Raw genomic sequence first — 14,074 nt, 5'->3', positions numbered from 1 at the left:
AAGGAATCCCGGGAGGAATCGCGTCGCAAGGAGGCATTGAAGGAGGCTCGTCGGGACTCACGCGACGAACGCGACGCCGCCGGCCGCCTCGATCAGCCGCAGGAGAAGCGGGCGCGCGTGCTGCCACGCATCGACCTCGACTCCGAGGGCTTCGGCGTCGCGAGCGAGAAGTTCGCGCGCTACATGGGTACGGCGAACTTCCTCATCCTGATGTCGGGCTTCATCATCATCTACGTGGTGGTCAACATGACGCCACTGAAGTTCGACGAGTACCCGTTCGTCTTTCTCACGCTCCTGCTGTCGCTGCAGGCCTCGTACGCGGCGCCGCTCATCCTGCTCGCGCAGAACCGTCAGGACGATCGCGACCGCGTCGCCATCGAACAGGATCGCTCGCGCGACGAGCGCAACCTCGCCGACACCGAGTTCCTCACCCGAGAGGTCGCCTCGCTGCGCCTCTCGATGCGTGAGACGGCGACGCGTGACTTCGTGCGCTCCGAGCTGCGTTCGCTGCTCGAGGAGATGGAGGAGCGCGGCATGCTCGCCACGCCTGATGCCGAGGACGACGATGCCGGCTCGTCGAAGCAGGAGAAGAAGGCCGCGAAGAAGCAGGCCAAGAAGGACGCGCGCCCGGAGGCATGAGGGCGCGAGGGCCCGGGTGGACGTGACTCAGGCCACTCACTACCACGCCGTACGATGGAGGGCATGACCACCCCCACTCTCGACGCCATCGGCGCTGCCCTGGCGACCGTGGAGGATCCGGAGATCCACAAGCCCATCACCGAACTCGGCATGGTCGAGTCGGTCGATGTCTCCGAGTCCGGCCACGTCGCCGTCACCATCCTCCTGACGATCGCGGGCTGCCCCCTCAAGGCGAAGCTGACGGAGGACACGACGAAGGCCGTGATGGCCGTCGACGGTGTCACGGGCGTCCAGGTGAACCTCGGCGTGATGAACGATGAGCAGCGCAAGAACCTGCGCGAGCAGCTCAAGGGCTCCTCCCCCGAACGTGAGATCCCGTTCGCCAAGCCCGGTTCGATGACGCGCGTGTACGCCGTCGCGTCCGGCAAGGGCGGCGTCGGCAAGTCGTCCGTGACGACGAACCTCGCCGCCGCGCTCGCCGAGCAGGGCCTCAAGGTCGGCGTCGTCGACGCCGACATCTACGGCTTCTCCGTGCCGCGCATGCTCGGCGTCGCGCACCGCCCGACGCAGGTCGACGACATGATCCTGCCGCCCGAGGCGCACGACGTGAAGGTCATCTCGATCGGCATGTTCGTGCCCGGCAACCAGCCCGTCGTGTGGCGCGGCCCGATGCTGCACCGCGCGCTCCAGCAGTTCCTCGCCGACGTGTTCTGGGGCGACCTCGACGTCCTCCTGCTCGACCTGCCGCCCGGCACAGGCGACATCGCGATCTCCGTCGCGCAGCTCATCCCGACCGCCGAGATCCTCGTCGTGACGACGCCGCAGCAGGCCGCCGCCGAGGTCGCCGAGCGCGCCGGTGCGATCGCCCTGCAGACGAAGCAGCGCGTCGCCGGCGTCATCGAGAACATGTCGTGGCTCGAGCTGCCCGACGGCACGCGCCAGGAGATCTTCGGCGCGGGCGGCGGCGCCACCGTCGCCGAATCGCTGACGCAGTCAATCGGCGCGCCCGTCGAGCTGCTCGGCCAGATCCCGCTCGACACGACCCTGCGTGAGGGCGCCGACCACGGCATCCCCGTCGTCGTCGGCCACCCCGACGCGCCCGCCGCCGTCGCCCTGCGCGGCATCGCCAAGGGCCTCGGCACGCGCGCTCGCGGCCTCGCCGGACGCAGCCTCGGGCTGACGCCGAGTACCAAGCTGTGAGTTGACGCGCCGCTCGCGCACAGCGAGCACACCGACGAGAGCCGCAACCCTGCACGTCAGGGTTGCGGCTCTCGTCGGTGTGCGCGGAAGCTGAAACTCCCCCGCGAGGTCGGTCAGCGCTCGACCGGCACCGGTTCGGTCGAGCTCAGGTGGCGTCGTCGTCGAAGGGCGTGACGCGGTCGGGGTGGTATTCGGCAGTGACGAGGGAGCGCGGGGCGGCCGGCACGCCGTAGGCGTCCTCACCGCCGGTGCCCTCCGCTCCGATCCCTCCGGCCCCGACGCCGTCGGCTCCGCTATCGCTGCTGTATGCAGCTGCGCCGGCCGCACCCACGGCGCCCGCCGCTGTCGCGCCGGTCGACTGCGCGGTGCGCTCTCTCAGCCCGATCTCGCCCGCGATGTCGGCGTCGGGATCGTCGAACAGCGCCTCGCGCACGATCTTGCGCGGGTCGTACTGGCGGGGGTCGTACTGGCGCCAGTCGACGTCCTGGAACTCGGGGCCCATCTCCGTCTTGAGCTGCGTCTTCGCTCCCTCGGCCATCTCCCGCGCGGTGCGGATGAACGTGCGCAGCTTGTCGACATAACCCGGCAACCGCTTCGGCCCGATGAGCACGAGAGCGATGATGACGATGATGATGAATTCGCCCGAGTTGATGTCGATGAATGGAATGTTCACGCGTACGTCACCCCTGCGAACTCGCTCATGGGGCCATTCTGCCTGATCCGGCGCGACTCACCGTCACCCGCTCACCGTGCGTGACCTCGCGGCTGCCCGCGACATCGATCGTCGGGGGCGCGATCCTGTCGCTTCCGACGCTCGCCATGCGGCTGCGCTCCGGCGCCATCGGCGCGGAATGCGACGGTGTGACGAGCACGAACGCGCCCACGCATGCCGCGGTCGAGCCGAGGCCCGCGAGACCCGCGACGAGCCCCGCCCGCACGTTCGAGCGGCGCCGGCGCGCTGCCGGGTGCTGGCGCGTGGCATCCTGCCACGCGATCTCGTCCTCCCGGGAACCAGCCGCAGCGCGGTGGGGCGCCGCCTCCAGCACCATGGCCTCGTCGGCGCAGGAGCCAGGCGCCGCTGACGGCGGCCGCGACGCGCACTCCGGCGCCAGAGCGAGCAGCCCTGCGACGAGGGAAGCATGACGGTCGGGGTCGACGGGCACCGCGCGCACCTCACGAACGATGGCGCGTTCCGCGTCGACGTCACGGCGGCACACCGAGCACACGAGCAGGTGGCGCGCCGCGCACCGCATCGACACCGCGTCGAGTCTGCCGTCGACGTACAGGTCGATGGCTTCGCCCAGGTGCCCCGAGCGATACCGGCGGATCACGTGAGCCCCACGGCCGGGCGTCGCGTGAGCCCCTCCTTCGCGGCCTGGACGACGCTACGACGTCGCGCCTCACGAGCGGCGGGCGAGCGATGCGCGAGCGACTCGCGCAGGGCGGCCCGGCCGCGGTGGATGCGTGAACGCACCGTGCCGAGCTTCAGTCCGAGAGTCTGGGCGATCTCCTCGTACGTGAGGCCCTCGATGTCGCACAGCACGACCGCCGCGCGGAAGTCGGGGGCCAGCGCGTCGAGCGCGCGCTGCACGTCGTCGTCCAACTGCGCGTCGAGGACGACCTGCTCGGGCCCGGCCGCTCCGGAGGGCAGCCGGCCGTCGGCGTCGTCGGCCAGGGCGTCGAAGCGGATGCGCTGCTTGCGGCGCATGCGATCGAGGAACATGTTCGTCGTGATGCGGTGCAGCCAGCCCTCGAAGGTGCCGGGACGGTACGAACCGAGCGAATTGAACACGCGCACGAAGACGTCGTGCGTCAGGTCCTCTGCGTCGTGGACGTTGCCGGTGAGGCGGTAGGCGAGTCGGTAGACGCGCGCACTGTGCTCGGTGACGATCTCCTCCCACGTCGGCGGCTGCCAGCCAGGCGGCGCCTGCTCGGCGACATGCACACGCGAGCGCGTGTTGACGGGGTGAACGGGGTCGGCAACTGCGCCCCGGGGGTTCGACATCGACATGGGTCCTCCCGACCGCATCTCGGCGCTGGCGCGCCGCGAGCATTCATTATCCCCGGCATGCCTGTGGACTTGCTGAGGGACCCGCCGGCTGGCCGCCTCGTGCGGCTGAGGCCCAGTTGCGTTCAGAATTCGTGGGGCCCATTGCGGATGCTGCATTCTTGTCGCGCATTCCGAACGCTGCCCTGCTGCTGAGACGTCGAGCGCCTCGGGCCGCGGAGCTCGACGGCCGTCATCCGCGCACAGTGGGCTGCACAGGGGCTGGCGCCGCACTGCGCGCAGAGTCGGCTGCACTGGGCCTGGAGCCGCCATCGGCGCACAGCCGCGTGCCGACCCACGGATCGGGTGGGGCTGCGAGCGCCCCTAGGATGTCCCCCATGACCAGTTTCAAGCCCGCGAGCTGGGCGTACGCCGAGGATTTCGCCGACGAGCCCCAGCACATCGAGGCTGCCCGCATCCAGGGCGAGCACCTCGGCGCCACCCCGGTGACGAGCGCCGCGGGCGCTGCCCTGCGCATGCTCGCGGCGTCGACGGCGGCGCGCACCGTCGTCGAGATCGGCACGGGCGCCGGTTCGTCCGGGCTGTGGCTGCTCGACGGCATGCCGGCTGACGGGGTGCTCACCACGATCGACATCAGCATGGAACACCAGCGCGCCGCCCGCGCGGCGTACCAGCGCGCGGGTTACCCGCCCCAGCGCACCCGCATCATCTCCGGCAGCGCCCTGACGGTGCTGCCGCGCCTCGCGGATGCCGCCTACGACCTCGTCCTCGTCGACGGTGAGAAGGACGAATACCCCGCGTACGTCGAGCAGGCGCTGCGTCTCGTGCGGCGCGGCGGCGTCATCGTCCTCGACAACATGCTGTGGCATGACCGCGTCGCCGACCCCGCGGTGCGCGACGAGACGACGAAGCGTCTGCGCGCCCTCGGCAAGGAGCTGCGCGAACGTGACGACCTGCTCACGACGCTCCTGCCCGTCGGCGACGGCCTCCTCGTCTGCGTCAAACGCTGACGCCGGCCTGCGCGCCCTCTGCGACGAGTTGCGCGAGCACGAGGCGCGCCAAGCGCTGACGCCCGCCTGCTCACCCTCGGCCACGAGTTGCGTGAACACGAGTGGCGACACACAGCGCGGCTGCCTGTCGCGCTGCCACCCAGCCGCCGGCGCTGGCACGACGCGAACAGGCGCCTCATCCCCGGAGGGATGAGGCGCCTGTTTCGAGCGGTGCGTGACGAACGCGTCAGCCGACGCAGTCGGTGATCGCGGCGCCGAGGGCCTTGGCCTCGTCGGCGTTCATCTCGACGACGAGACGCCCGCCGCCTTCGAGCGGCATGCGCAGCAGGATGCTGCGGCCTTCCTTCGCGACCTCAAGGGGACCGTCACCGGTCCGCGGCTTCATCGCTGCCATGGGTTGACCCCTTTCGAGAACGCGCCACACGGCGCGCTAGGTTCTGCCACATCGTCGAAGCGTGCCGCGATCCTCCGTCGCGCCGAACACGACTCCCCGCTCTCGCAAGGGCGCCGGTGTGCTCGTCGATCAGCTTGTTACCCACCATTATTGCGCGTCCTGCCAGGCAGACGAAATCCATGTGTGAAACTCGTCACCATGTCTGCCACCTCTGAAGTTCTCGTCGACGTGAGCGACGGCGTCGCCACCGTCACGCTCGACCGCCCCGACTCGCTCAACTCACTGACCGACACGAGCAAGACCGCGCTGCTCGCCGCCGTCAGACAGGTCGCCGACGATGCGTCGATCCGAGCCCTCGTCCTGACGGGGGCCGGGCGCGGATTCTGCGTCGGCCAGGATCTGCGCGAGCACGCCGAGCAGCTCGGTGCCGGGTCGAAGGGCCCGTTCGAATCGGTGTCGCGCTACTACAACCCGATCGCGACGACGCTCGCGCAGATGCCGAAGCCCGTCATCGCCGCCGTCAACGGCGTGGCGGCAGGCGCCGGGTTGTCGCTCGCGATGCTGGCCGACTTCCGGATCGCCGCGCCCACGGCCAAGTTCACGACGGCGTTCGCGGGCATCGGGCTCAGCTGCGACACGGGCGCGAGCTGGAGCCTGCAGCGACTCGTCGGCTCGGCCCGCGCGCGCGAACTGCTCTTCGATGCGCGGACGATCGACGCCGACGAGGCCCTGCGCATCGGCCTGGTCAACCGCATCGAGGACGACGCCCTCGCCGCAGCGCAGTCATGGGCGGCCCGACTCGCGGCCGGCCCGACCCTCGCCTACGCCGCGATGCGCGATGCGCTCGAATTCGCGTCGAACCACTCGCTGGTGGAGTCGTTGGCCCACGAGGAGCCGCTCATGATCCGCACGGGATCGAGCGACGATCACCGACGCGCCGTCGACGCCTTCCTCACCAAGCAGCCCCCGACCTTCGAGGGCCGCTGACCCATCGGCGATGTTCCTCCACATTCGCCTACGGCGACGGCGGCCCGTCGCTCCCTCCGTTCGCAGGCTGGGGCTCCCAGAGACGCGCGAAGGGCACCCTGTGTCTGACGGTCGCCCCCGCCGGTAGTCTGGGGTGCCGAGGGGGTGCCGAGCGACGGTCCCTAGGGGGCACGGCACAGATTGCCTGCGTTCGGCGCGCACCCCCGCCGTCAACCTGATGCTCGGAGGGCTCACGCCGACGACGCAGCCGTCTCACGTTTGACCCGGCGACGGCGCCGGGCACCGGGCGCCTCGACCTCACCCCGCCAGACGTTCGATGGCGTCGCCGGCAACACACCCTGCTGCGTGGTCGTTGACGTACCCGCACGCCTGCATGAGCGAGTAGCAGGTCGTAGGTCCGACGTGCGCGAAGCCGCGCCGTTTCAGTTCTTTCGCGAGCGCGGTCGACTCGTCCGACGACCCGACGACGTCCGCCACGGTCGCCGGGCGCTCGTGCGCCGCAGGCGGGAAGGTGTCGATGAGCGCCTCGAGCCCACCGTCGGCACGCAGCTCGACGACGGCGCGCGCGTTCATCACCGCAGCCTCGATCTTGCGGCGATTACGCACGATCGAGGCATCGCCCATCAACCGCTCGACATCGGCGGCCCCGAGCGCCGCCACGGCATCCGGCTCGAACCCGACGAAGGCCGCCCGGAACGCCTCACGCTTGCGCAGGATCGTCAGCCAGGACAACCCCGACTGGAACGACTCGAGCGTCAGCCGCTCGAACAGTTCCCGCTCACCGCGCACCCGTCGCCCCCATTCGTCGTCGTGGTAGGCGACGTAATCTGGTGCGCTCGTGGCCCATGCGCAGCGGGCGACACCGTCGTCACCGACGATGAGCAGGCTCATGCGTGGCGGTCGCTCGACGACTCCCGCGACGCCGCGTGCCGGCCTCCCGGCTCATCACTGCCAACTGGCTCATCGCCCTTGTCGAGCGCCACGGCCTCGCGCGCCGCGGTCTCAGACGCCTCGTCCTCGCGCTCGTGCCCGAGCGAGCGGCGCCCGCGACGCCGGAACTGGACGATCTCGGCCGCCTCGTCACCGGCCGGGCGGCTACGAGACGCACCCTCCGCGTCGGCCACGGCGTCAGGGCGAGCCGTCGTGGCGCGCGCACCGTCGGGCTTCTCGCCGAGCTGCGATTCCAACTCACCGATCTCTTCGAACAGGCGGTCGAGCACCGCGTCGACCTGACCCATGTTGTACCCGCGCAGTGCCTGGTCGAAACGAACGGCGTCCACGCCCTGTGCGCCCAGGGGGCCGGGCGGCAACTCGAACGATGACGTGCTGCTCGGGCCCGACATCGAGTCGACGCCGATGCGTCCGGCGAGAACCGCGACGAGCGCCCCGATGATGACGATCAGGACGACGATGAGGACGATCATCATGATGGTGCTCCTCAGGCCTCGACGGGACGCTCGCCCGCGCGAGCGGCGCGGTGAGCGTCACGGATGAACGCGATGGCTTCTTCTGCGGTGTCGACGATGACCATGCGGTCGACGTCGCGCTCGGAGATCATGCCCTCGGCGAGCACCGTCGCGCGCAACCATTCGCGCAGCGGGCTCCAGAACGCGGTGCCGACGAGCACGATCGGGTAGTGCGTCACCTTCTGCGTCTGCACGAGCGTGATCGCCTCGAACATCTCGTCAAGCGTCCCCACACCGCCCGGCAGCACGATGGCGCCCTGCGTGTACTTGACGAACACCGTCTTGCGCACGAAGAAGTAGCGGAAGTTCACGCCGAGGTTGACGAAGCGGTTGAGCCCCGTCTCGAAGGGCAGTTCGATGCCGAGCCCGACGGACGTGCCGCCTGACTCGAAGGCGCCCTTGTTCGCGGCCTCCATCGCGCCCGGGCCCCCGCCGGTGACGACGGCGAAGCCCTCCTTGACCAGGGCGCGCCCCACCTGCTCGCCCACGGCGTACGCCGGATGCTCGGACTTGAGCCGCGCCGAGCCGAACACGCTGATGGCGGGCCCCAGCTCGGCGAGCGCGCCGAAGCCCTCGACGAACTCGGCCTGGATACGCATGACGCGCCATGGGTCGGTGTGGACCCAGTCCGCCTCGAAGTTCGAGTCGAGCAGTCGCTGGTCGGTCGTCGTGCGCGGCACGTGCTTGCCGCGCAGCGTGACCGCACCCTTGTGGTAGTCGTGCTCGGGGCCGGCCTTGCGGCGTTCTGCCTCGTCACGGCGGGCCGCGAGACCCGAATCGGCAACCGGGCCGGGCTGCGACGCGACGTCGACCATCTCCTCGCTCCCGCGGGCGCTACGCGCGTCGCGCTCGTCGTCGTGGTGCGCCATCAGGCCAGCCATCCCTTGAGCAGCTCGAGCGCGGTGACGATCTGATCCTCGGGGCACCACTCGTCGTCCATGTGGGCGACGTTCGGGTCCCCGGGGCCGAAGTTGACCGCAGGCACGCCGACGGCGGAAAAGCGCGCGACGTCCGTCCACCCCTCCTTCGCGACGACAGGCAGGCCGAGCGCGTCGACGAACGCCTTCGCCGCCGGGCGGTCGAGACCGGGACGGGCGCCCCCGGCGAGATCGTCGCACTCGGTGTCGAAACCATCGAAGAACGTCGTGACGTACGCGAGCGCGTCCTCGGCGCTCTTGTCCGGCGCGAAGCGGTAGTTCACCGTCACCGTGCACGCGTCGGGGATGACGTTGCCCGCGATGCCGCCGGAGATGTTCACCGCGTTGAGGCCCTCGTGGTAGTCGAGACCGTCGACGGTGACCGTCTGCGGTTCGTACTCACGCAACCGGTTGAGGATGTCGGCAGCCTTGTGGATGGCGTTGTCACCCTTCCAGGGCCGCGCCGAGTGGGCGGCGATTCCCTTGGTGCGCACGTGAACCCGCAGCGTCCCCTTGCAGCCGCCCTCGATACCGCCGTTGGTCGGCTCGAGCAGGACGGCGAACGCGGCCCCCTCGAGCAGCTCCGGTCGGGTGCGCGCAATGCGCCCCAGACCGTTGTGCTGATCCTCGATCTCCTCGCCCTCGTAGAAGACGAAGGTGATGTCGCGGTTCGGCTCCGTCAGTTCTTTGGCGATCTTGAGCTGGACGGACACCCCGCCCTTCATGTCGGTCGTGCCGCGCCCGTGCAGCTTGCCGCCGACACGCTTGACGGGCAGGTTGGCGGGATCCTTCGTCAGCGGCACCGTGTCGATGTGGCCGGCGAGGACGATGCGTTCGTCACGCCCCAGGTTCGTGCGGGCGACGATCGTGTTGCCGTCGCGTACGACGTCGAGGTGGTCGAGCGTCGCGAGCTCGGCCTCGATCGCGTCGGCGAGGTTCTTCTCATCGAGAGAGACCGACTCGATGTTGCACACCGATTCGGTGAGCGCGACGACGTCCTGCGTCAGGTCCAGAGAAGCCATGCCCACACCCTATGACCCGTCGCCGACAACCGTGGCACGGGAGAGGAACGTCCATCGCCCGGGGAGCGAATGTGTGCGCGAATCGCAGACGAGTCGGCCCGCCACCCGGACGAGCCCACCCACAGCCGCGAACCCCTCGGTAGCCTGGGCGGCATGACTGATGCACGCACCGCCTGGGGCTACGGCCTCGCCACCGTGACCGCCGACGGCACCACGCTCGACACGTGGTACCCCTCCCCCGCGCTCGGCACGCCCGACGACGCCACCAAGGCTCCGTCCGCGCTCACCGCCCTCGAGACGAAGGACGACGCGCGCACGGTGACGACGAAGGTCGTGCGCACCGTCATCGACCTCGACGCCGCCCCGGACGACGTTCCCGACGCGTACCTGCGCCTGCATCTGCTCAGCCACCGCCTCGTGCTGCCGAACACCATCAACCTCGACGGCATCTTCGGCCGGCTCGCCAACGTGGTGTGGACGAACTTCGGCCCGTGCGCCGTCGACGACTTCGAGATGACGCGCGCGCGTCTGCGTCAGCGTGGCCCCGTCAGCGTCTTCAGCATCGACAAGTTCCCGCGCATGACCGACTACGTCACGCCCAGCGGTGTCCGCGTCGCCGACGCCGACCGCGTGCGTCTCGGCGCCCACCTCGCCGAGGGCACGACCGTCATGCAGGAGGGTTTCGTCAACTTCAACGCCGGCACGCTCGGGCACTCCATGGTCGAGGGGCGTATCACGCAGGGCGTCGTCGTCGGCGACGGCTCCGACATCGGCGGCGGCGCCTCGATCATGGGCACCCTGTCGGGCGGCGGCACGCAGCGCGTCAGCCTCGGCGAACGCTGCCTGCTCGGCGCCGAATCGGGCCTCGGCATTGCGCTCGGTGACGACTGCGTCGTCGAGGCCGGCCTCTACCTCACCGCCGGCACCAAGGTGACGATGCCCGACGGCACCGTCACCAAGGCCGTCGAGCTCTCCGGTGGCGCCAACATGCTCTTCCTGCGCAACTCCGAGACGGGCGCCGTCGAGTGCCGCGCCCGCGCAGGCAGGGGCATCGAGCTCAACGCGGACCTGCACAAGAACTGACGCCACAGGCGGGCATGCGGGGTCGCGACCATCCGAGCCGCGGCGCCCCGCGGCATTTCATCACCCGTTCAACCCCACGGACCGTCAGCCAGGCGTCACACTGTGAGCGCCCCACGCACGAGGAGACGACGATGACGAGCCACCCCGACCGAACGCACCTGAACGGCCCGACCCCACGCGAGGACCTGCGGGAGCCGCACGAGACGCGGGTGCCCGTCAGCGAGCGCGACCAGGTCCGCGAGAGTGGCTTCGACGCCTACTCGGCGCCGGATCTGCAGGCCGCGTCGTCGATGAGCGGCGCGAGCAGGATGCAGCGCATCGTCGCTCTTTTCCTGCTGCTGGGCCTGCTCGCGACGTTCGGGATCGCGTTCATCGGCTGACGCCCGCCGCTCGCCGCTGCGACCGATCGAACCCAGCGCGCGCTCTTGCGTGGGGCGACACCCCCCCGTCCCTGACGCGGGGAAGGCCGTCGTACCGGCCGGACGTCAGGCATGATGGAGGGGCTGCTCACCTTCGATGGTGAACAGCCCCTTCGTCCGACGGTGCGAACGCGATCAGCGCCGCGCCGGCGTCACTTCGTCGGGTAGTCGCGCTCGGTCGCGCCGACGTACACCTGACGCGGACGGCCGATCTTCTTCGCCGCGTCCTTGTTCTGCTCACGCCACTGCGCGATCCAGCCGGGCATGCGGCCGATGGCGAACAGGACGGTGAACATGTTCGTCGGGAAGCCCATCGACTTGTAGATGAGGCCCGTGTAGAAGTCGACGTTCGGGTACAGCTTGCGCTGCACGAAGTAGTCGTCCTTCAGCGCGCGCTCCTCGAGGCCCATGGCGAGCTCGAGCTGCTCGTCCTTGCCGTTCTTCTCGAGGATCGAGTGGGTCGCCTTCTTGACGATGGCGGCGCGCGGGTCGTAGCTCTTGTAGACGCGGTGGCCGAAGCCCATGAGCTTCACGCCGTCGACCTTGTTCTTCACCTTGTCCATGAAGTCCTCGGCCGAGTCACCCGTCGACTGGATCTTCTCGAGCATCTCGAGAACAGCAGAGTTCGCGCCACCGTGCAGCGGGCCCGAGAGGGCGCCGATGCCGGCGGTGATCGACTGAAACAGGTCCGCCTCGGCGGAACCAACCATGCGGACGGTCGAGGCCGAGCAGTTCTGCTCGTGGTCGCCGTGCAGCGTGAAGAGCATGTCGAGCGCATCGGCGGTGGCCTGGTCGACGTCGCCGCCGAACATCATGTGCAGGAAGTTCTCGACGTACCCGAGCGAGGCGTCGGGCGCGATGAACGACTCACCGATCGACTTGCGGTACGAGTACGCGGCAAGCGTCGGGACGGCGCCCAGCAGGACGGCCGTCGCCTTGTCGATCGCGGCGTCGTCCTTCACCGACAGCGCGTCGGCGTAGTACGTGCCGAGCGCCGGGACGACGGAGGCGAGGATCAGCATCGGGTGCGCGCCCTTGGGGAACGCGTCGAAGATCTTCTCCAGGCCCTCGGGCAGGACAGACGCCTTCGCGACGGCCTGGGTGATCTCGTCGAGACGAGCCTGCGACGGCAGATCACCGTCGATGAGGAGCGCGGCGACCTCGAGGAACGAGGCGTTCTCCGCGACCTGGTCGATGGGGTAACCGCGGTAGCGCAGGATGCCCTGGTCACCGTCGATGTAGGTGATGGCGGACTTGCACGACGCGGTGTTGACGAAGCCGACGTCGAGGGTGACGTTGCCCGTCTCCTTCATGAGCGCCGAGATGTCGTAGCCGCTGCAGCCCTCGACGGCCTCGACGATCGGGAACTCGAGTTCCTTGTCGTCGGCCGTGAACGTGGCGTTGCCCTGAGAAGTCATGTGGGTTTTCCTCCTTGCGGACCGGCAGGGGTGTACCGGGTTAGCGAATGAGACGTTACCTGAGAATTTCCGCTGCTTTTAATCCGCTACCACCGGGTAGAGGAAAAACTTTGACTGTCCGTCAACCCGCTGTGAGGCGCCTCACAGCGGCGTCGATCCGTTCGTCGGTGGCCGTCAGCGCGATGCGGACGTGCTGCTCGCCCGCGACGCCGTAGAAGTCGCCCGGCGCAGCGAGGATGCCGAGCTCGGCGAGCGCGTCGATCGACTCGCGGCAGGGGCGTCCCTGCGTCGCCCACAGGTACAGACCGGCCTCGGAATCGTCGATCCGCCAGGCTGCCGCCTCCAGCGCAGGTTTGAGAGCGGCGCGGCGGCGCGCGTAGATCGCCTTCTGGGCGGCCACGTGGGCGTCGTCCTCGACCGCCGTCTTGAGCACCCGCTGCACCGGCCACGGCACGATCATGCCGGCGTGCTTGCGAACGTCGACGAGCTGCTTGACGATCGCTGGGTCACCCGCGACGAAGCTCGCACGGTATCCGGCAAGGCTCGACTGCTTGCTCAGGGAGTACACCGACAGCAGCCCGGTGTGATCTCCACCGCACACGCGGTCGTCGAGGATGCTCGGGGCGCTCAGCTGCCCCGCCTCGCCGGCGCCGTCACGCCAGTCGAGCTCGGCGTAGCACTCGTCGCTCGCGACGATGACGCCACGCGCGCGTGCCCAGTCGACGACCTTCTTGAGGTGCTCGACACCGAGAACCTTGCCGTTCGGGTTGCCGGGGCTGTTGATCCACAGCAGCTTCGGCGCCTGCGGCCCGAACTCGGTGAGGCCCCGCATCGGACGTGGCGTCGCGCCCGCGAGGCGAGCGCCGACGTCGTACGTCGGGTAGGCGACCTCGGGAAAGGCGACGACGTCCCCGGCGCCCAGGCCGAGCAGCGTCGGGAGCCACGCGACCAGTTCTTTAGAACCGACCGTGGGCATGACGCCGTCGGGGTCGACGTGGCTCGCGTTGCGGCGGCGTGCGTACCAGGCGGCGATCGCCTCACGCAGATCGGGGGTCCCCCACACCTGCGGGTAACCGTGGGCGTCGGCGTTGGCCGCGAGTGCGTCCTGCAGGATCTGCGGCGTCGGATCGACGGGCGTGCCGACGCTGAGGTCGACGATGCCGTCAGGGTGCTCACTCGCGCGCGCCTTGGCCGCGGCCAGCGAATCCCAGGGGAAGTCAGGAAGGTTGAGCGCCATGCCGCCATTCTCGCACCTGCCACCGACATCCGCACCCGGCCCGAACCCCCGCGCCGCCAGGGCCGCGTGCCCATCGGCGAACGGCGTCCACTCCTGCGATCTTCGTCACCATTCGCGATTTCCGTCCATCTCTGCGAACCGCCTCCCCCTCTGCGATGTTCTTCGTCCACCTTCGCGGTCGACCCCCGTGCCGCGGCGACGACGTAAATGTGGACGACAATCGCCGATGTGGACAGGAATCGCCAAAGGGGACGTAGATCGCGAAGGTGGACGT

At 69.5% G+C, this 14,074-nt stretch carries 16 protein-coding genes; 6 read left to right on the top strand and 10 right to left on the bottom strand.

Translation table 11 applies throughout. The features are described 5' to 3' along the window. The first annotated feature begins 36 nt into the window (after positions 1-36). Both J4Z35_RS09030 and J4Z35_RS09025 read left to right on the top strand, forming a co-directional pair. A complete protein-coding gene (locus J4Z35_RS09030; protein WP_231729432.1) occupies positions 37-639 on the top strand; it encodes a DUF1003 domain-containing protein in 603 nt (200 codons plus the stop codon). A 63-nt stretch (positions 640-702) separates the two neighbouring features. Then, entirely contained in the window at positions 703-1,839 is a 1,137-nt protein-coding gene (locus J4Z35_RS09025) for an Mrp/NBP35 family ATP-binding protein (protein ID WP_006947406.1), read from the top strand. A 145-nt stretch (positions 1,840-1,984) separates the two neighbouring features. Here J4Z35_RS09025 and J4Z35_RS09020 read toward each other — a convergent pair whose 3' ends face one another. The 3 genes from J4Z35_RS09020 to sigE are packed head-to-tail and all read right to left on the bottom strand — an operon-like array spanning position 1,985 to position 3,844. Then, positions 1,985-2,512 carry a hypothetical protein gene (locus tag J4Z35_RS09020; protein ID WP_074040392.1) on the bottom strand — a complete coding sequence of 176 codons (528 nt, stop codon included), beginning with the start codon at positions 2,510-2,512 and terminating at the stop codon, positions 1,985-1,987. Positions 2,513-2,537: 25 nt separating this feature from the next. Next, positions 2,538-3,170 (bottom strand): hypothetical protein, encoded by a 633-nt coding sequence (locus tag J4Z35_RS09015; RefSeq protein ID WP_062257077.1) that lies wholly within the window; start codon positions 3,168-3,170, stop codon positions 2,538-2,540. Continuing rightward, positions 3,167-3,844: an RNA polymerase sigma factor SigE gene (gene sigE / locus J4Z35_RS09010; RefSeq protein ID WP_177817231.1), complete on the bottom strand. Its 678-nt coding sequence runs from the start codon at positions 3,842-3,844 to the stop codon at positions 3,167-3,169. The genes J4Z35_RS09015 and sigE overlap by 4 nt, the downstream gene beginning before the upstream one ends. A gap of 380 nt (positions 3,845-4,224) precedes the next feature. Between sigE and J4Z35_RS09005 the strand changes: the two genes are divergently transcribed. Beyond that, positions 4,225-4,857 (top strand): O-methyltransferase, encoded by a 633-nt coding sequence (locus J4Z35_RS09005; RefSeq protein ID WP_038567255.1) that lies wholly within the window; start codon positions 4,225-4,227, stop codon positions 4,855-4,857. A gap of 226 nt (positions 4,858-5,083) precedes the next feature. Here J4Z35_RS09005 and J4Z35_RS09000 read toward each other — a convergent pair whose 3' ends face one another. Then, positions 5,084-5,251, bottom strand: a complete 168-nt coding sequence (locus J4Z35_RS09000; protein ID WP_006947428.1) for a DUF3117 domain-containing protein — start codon at positions 5,249-5,251, stop codon at positions 5,084-5,086. Positions 5,252-5,449: 198 nt separating this feature from the next. On the opposite strand from J4Z35_RS09000, the gene J4Z35_RS08995 reads away from it, so the two are divergent. Beyond that, positions 5,450-6,238 carry an enoyl-CoA hydratase-related protein gene (locus J4Z35_RS08995; protein WP_040015157.1) on the top strand — a complete coding sequence of 263 codons (789 nt, stop codon included), beginning with the start codon at positions 5,450-5,452 and terminating at the stop codon, positions 6,236-6,238. Between the two features lie 297 nt (positions 6,239-6,535). Here J4Z35_RS08995 and J4Z35_RS08990 read toward each other — a convergent pair whose 3' ends face one another. The 4 genes from J4Z35_RS08990 to dapE are packed head-to-tail and all read right to left on the bottom strand — an operon-like array spanning position 6,536 to position 9,643. Then, positions 6,536-7,129, bottom strand: a complete 594-nt coding sequence (locus J4Z35_RS08990; protein WP_062257075.1) for a DNA-3-methyladenine glycosylase I — start codon at positions 7,127-7,129, stop codon at positions 6,536-6,538. Next, positions 7,126-7,665: a DivIVA domain-containing protein gene (locus tag J4Z35_RS08985; RefSeq protein ID WP_006947425.1), complete on the bottom strand. Its 540-nt coding sequence runs from the start codon at positions 7,663-7,665 to the stop codon at positions 7,126-7,128. Before J4Z35_RS08985 ends, J4Z35_RS08990 begins: the two co-directional genes overlap by 4 nt. An 11-nt stretch (positions 7,666-7,676) precedes the next feature. Next, on the bottom strand, positions 7,677-8,573 hold the full coding sequence (locus J4Z35_RS08980) for a TIGR00730 family Rossman fold protein (protein ID WP_243754982.1): 897 nt from the start codon (positions 8,571-8,573) through the stop codon (positions 7,677-7,679). Continuing rightward, positions 8,573-9,643: a succinyl-diaminopimelate desuccinylase gene (dapE, locus tag J4Z35_RS08975; protein WP_062257073.1), complete on the bottom strand. Its 1,071-nt coding sequence runs from the start codon at positions 9,641-9,643 to the stop codon at positions 8,573-8,575. Before dapE ends, J4Z35_RS08980 begins: the two co-directional genes overlap by 1 nt. A gap of 153 nt (positions 9,644-9,796) precedes the next feature. Here dapE and dapD point away from each other — a divergent pair, with 153 nt between their 5' ends. Both dapD and J4Z35_RS08965 read left to right on the top strand, forming a co-directional pair. Then, complete coding sequence (gene dapD, locus J4Z35_RS08970; RefSeq protein WP_062257071.1) at positions 9,797-10,726, top strand: 2,3,4,5-tetrahydropyridine-2,6-dicarboxylate N-succinyltransferase; 930 nt, start codon at positions 9,797-9,799, stop codon at positions 10,724-10,726. Between the two features lie 131 nt (positions 10,727-10,857). Continuing rightward, positions 10,858-11,106, top strand: coding sequence for a hypothetical protein (locus J4Z35_RS08965; RefSeq protein WP_062257068.1), 249 nt, complete (start codon positions 10,858-10,860; stop codon positions 11,104-11,106). 191 nt (positions 11,107-11,297) lie between these two features. On the opposite strand, the gene J4Z35_RS08960 is transcribed toward J4Z35_RS08965, so the two are convergent. Continuing rightward, positions 11,298-12,563, bottom strand: a complete 1,266-nt coding sequence (locus J4Z35_RS08960; protein ID WP_062257067.1) for a citrate synthase — start codon at positions 12,561-12,563, stop codon at positions 11,298-11,300. 121 nt (positions 12,564-12,684) lie between these two features. Then, positions 12,685-13,800, bottom strand: coding sequence for a succinyldiaminopimelate transaminase (dapC, locus tag J4Z35_RS08955; protein WP_062257065.1), 1,116 nt, complete (start codon positions 13,798-13,800; stop codon positions 12,685-12,687). Positions 13,801-14,074: the final 274 nt, after the last annotated feature.

The sequence above is a fragment of the Dermacoccus sp. NHGro5 genome (assembly GCF_017565385.1).
In the GTDB taxonomy this organism is placed as follows: Bacteria; Actinomycetota; Actinomycetes; order Actinomycetales; family Dermatophilaceae; genus Dermacoccus; species Dermacoccus nishinomiyaensis.
The sequence above is the reverse complement of the archived record's forward strand: the minus strand, read 5'-3'. Positions and strand labels throughout refer to the sequence as shown.

What these genes read in the sequence shown, in the direction of transcription:
- J4Z35_RS08985 (WP_006947425.1), bottom strand. Translation starts at nt 7,665, where the DNA reads ATGATGATCGTCCTCATCGTCGTCCTGATCGTCATCATCGGGGCGCTC.
- J4Z35_RS09005 (WP_038567255.1), top strand. Translation starts at nt 4,225, where the DNA reads ATGACCAGTTTCAAGCCCGCGAGCTGGGCGTACGCCGAGGATTTCGCC.
- J4Z35_RS09025 (WP_006947406.1), top strand. Translation starts at nt 703, where the DNA reads ATGACCACCCCCACTCTCGACGCCATCGGCGCTGCCCTGGCGACCGTG.
- dapD (WP_062257071.1), top strand. Translation starts at nt 9,797, where the DNA reads ATGACTGATGCACGCACCGCCTGGGGCTACGGCCTCGCCACCGTGACC.
- J4Z35_RS08965 (WP_062257068.1), top strand. Translation starts at nt 10,858, where the DNA reads ATGACGAGCCACCCCGACCGAACGCACCTGAACGGCCCGACCCCACGC.
- sigE (WP_177817231.1), bottom strand. Translation starts at nt 3,844, where the DNA reads ATGTCGAACCCCCGGGGCGCAGTTGCCGACCCCGTTCACCCCGTCAAC.
- J4Z35_RS08995 (WP_040015157.1), top strand. Translation starts at nt 5,450, where the DNA reads ATGTCTGCCACCTCTGAAGTTCTCGTCGACGTGAGCGACGGCGTCGCC.
- J4Z35_RS08990 (WP_062257075.1), bottom strand. Translation starts at nt 7,129, where the DNA reads ATGAGCCTGCTCATCGTCGGTGACGACGGTGTCGCCCGCTGCGCATGG.
- dapE (WP_062257073.1), bottom strand. Translation starts at nt 9,643, where the DNA reads ATGGCTTCTCTGGACCTGACGCAGGACGTCGTCGCGCTCACCGAATCG.
- J4Z35_RS08960 (WP_062257067.1), bottom strand. Translation starts at nt 12,563, where the DNA reads ATGACTTCTCAGGGCAACGCCACGTTCACGGCCGACGACAAGGAACTC.
- dapC (WP_062257065.1), bottom strand. Translation starts at nt 13,800, where the DNA reads ATGGCGCTCAACCTTCCTGACTTCCCCTGGGATTCGCTGGCCGCGGCC.
- J4Z35_RS08980 (WP_243754982.1), bottom strand. Translation starts at nt 8,573, where the DNA reads ATGGCGCACCACGACGACGAGCGCGACGCGCGTAGCGCCCGCGGGAGC.
- J4Z35_RS09000 (WP_006947428.1), bottom strand. Translation starts at nt 5,251, where the DNA reads ATGGCAGCGATGAAGCCGCGGACCGGTGACGGTCCCCTTGAGGTCGCG.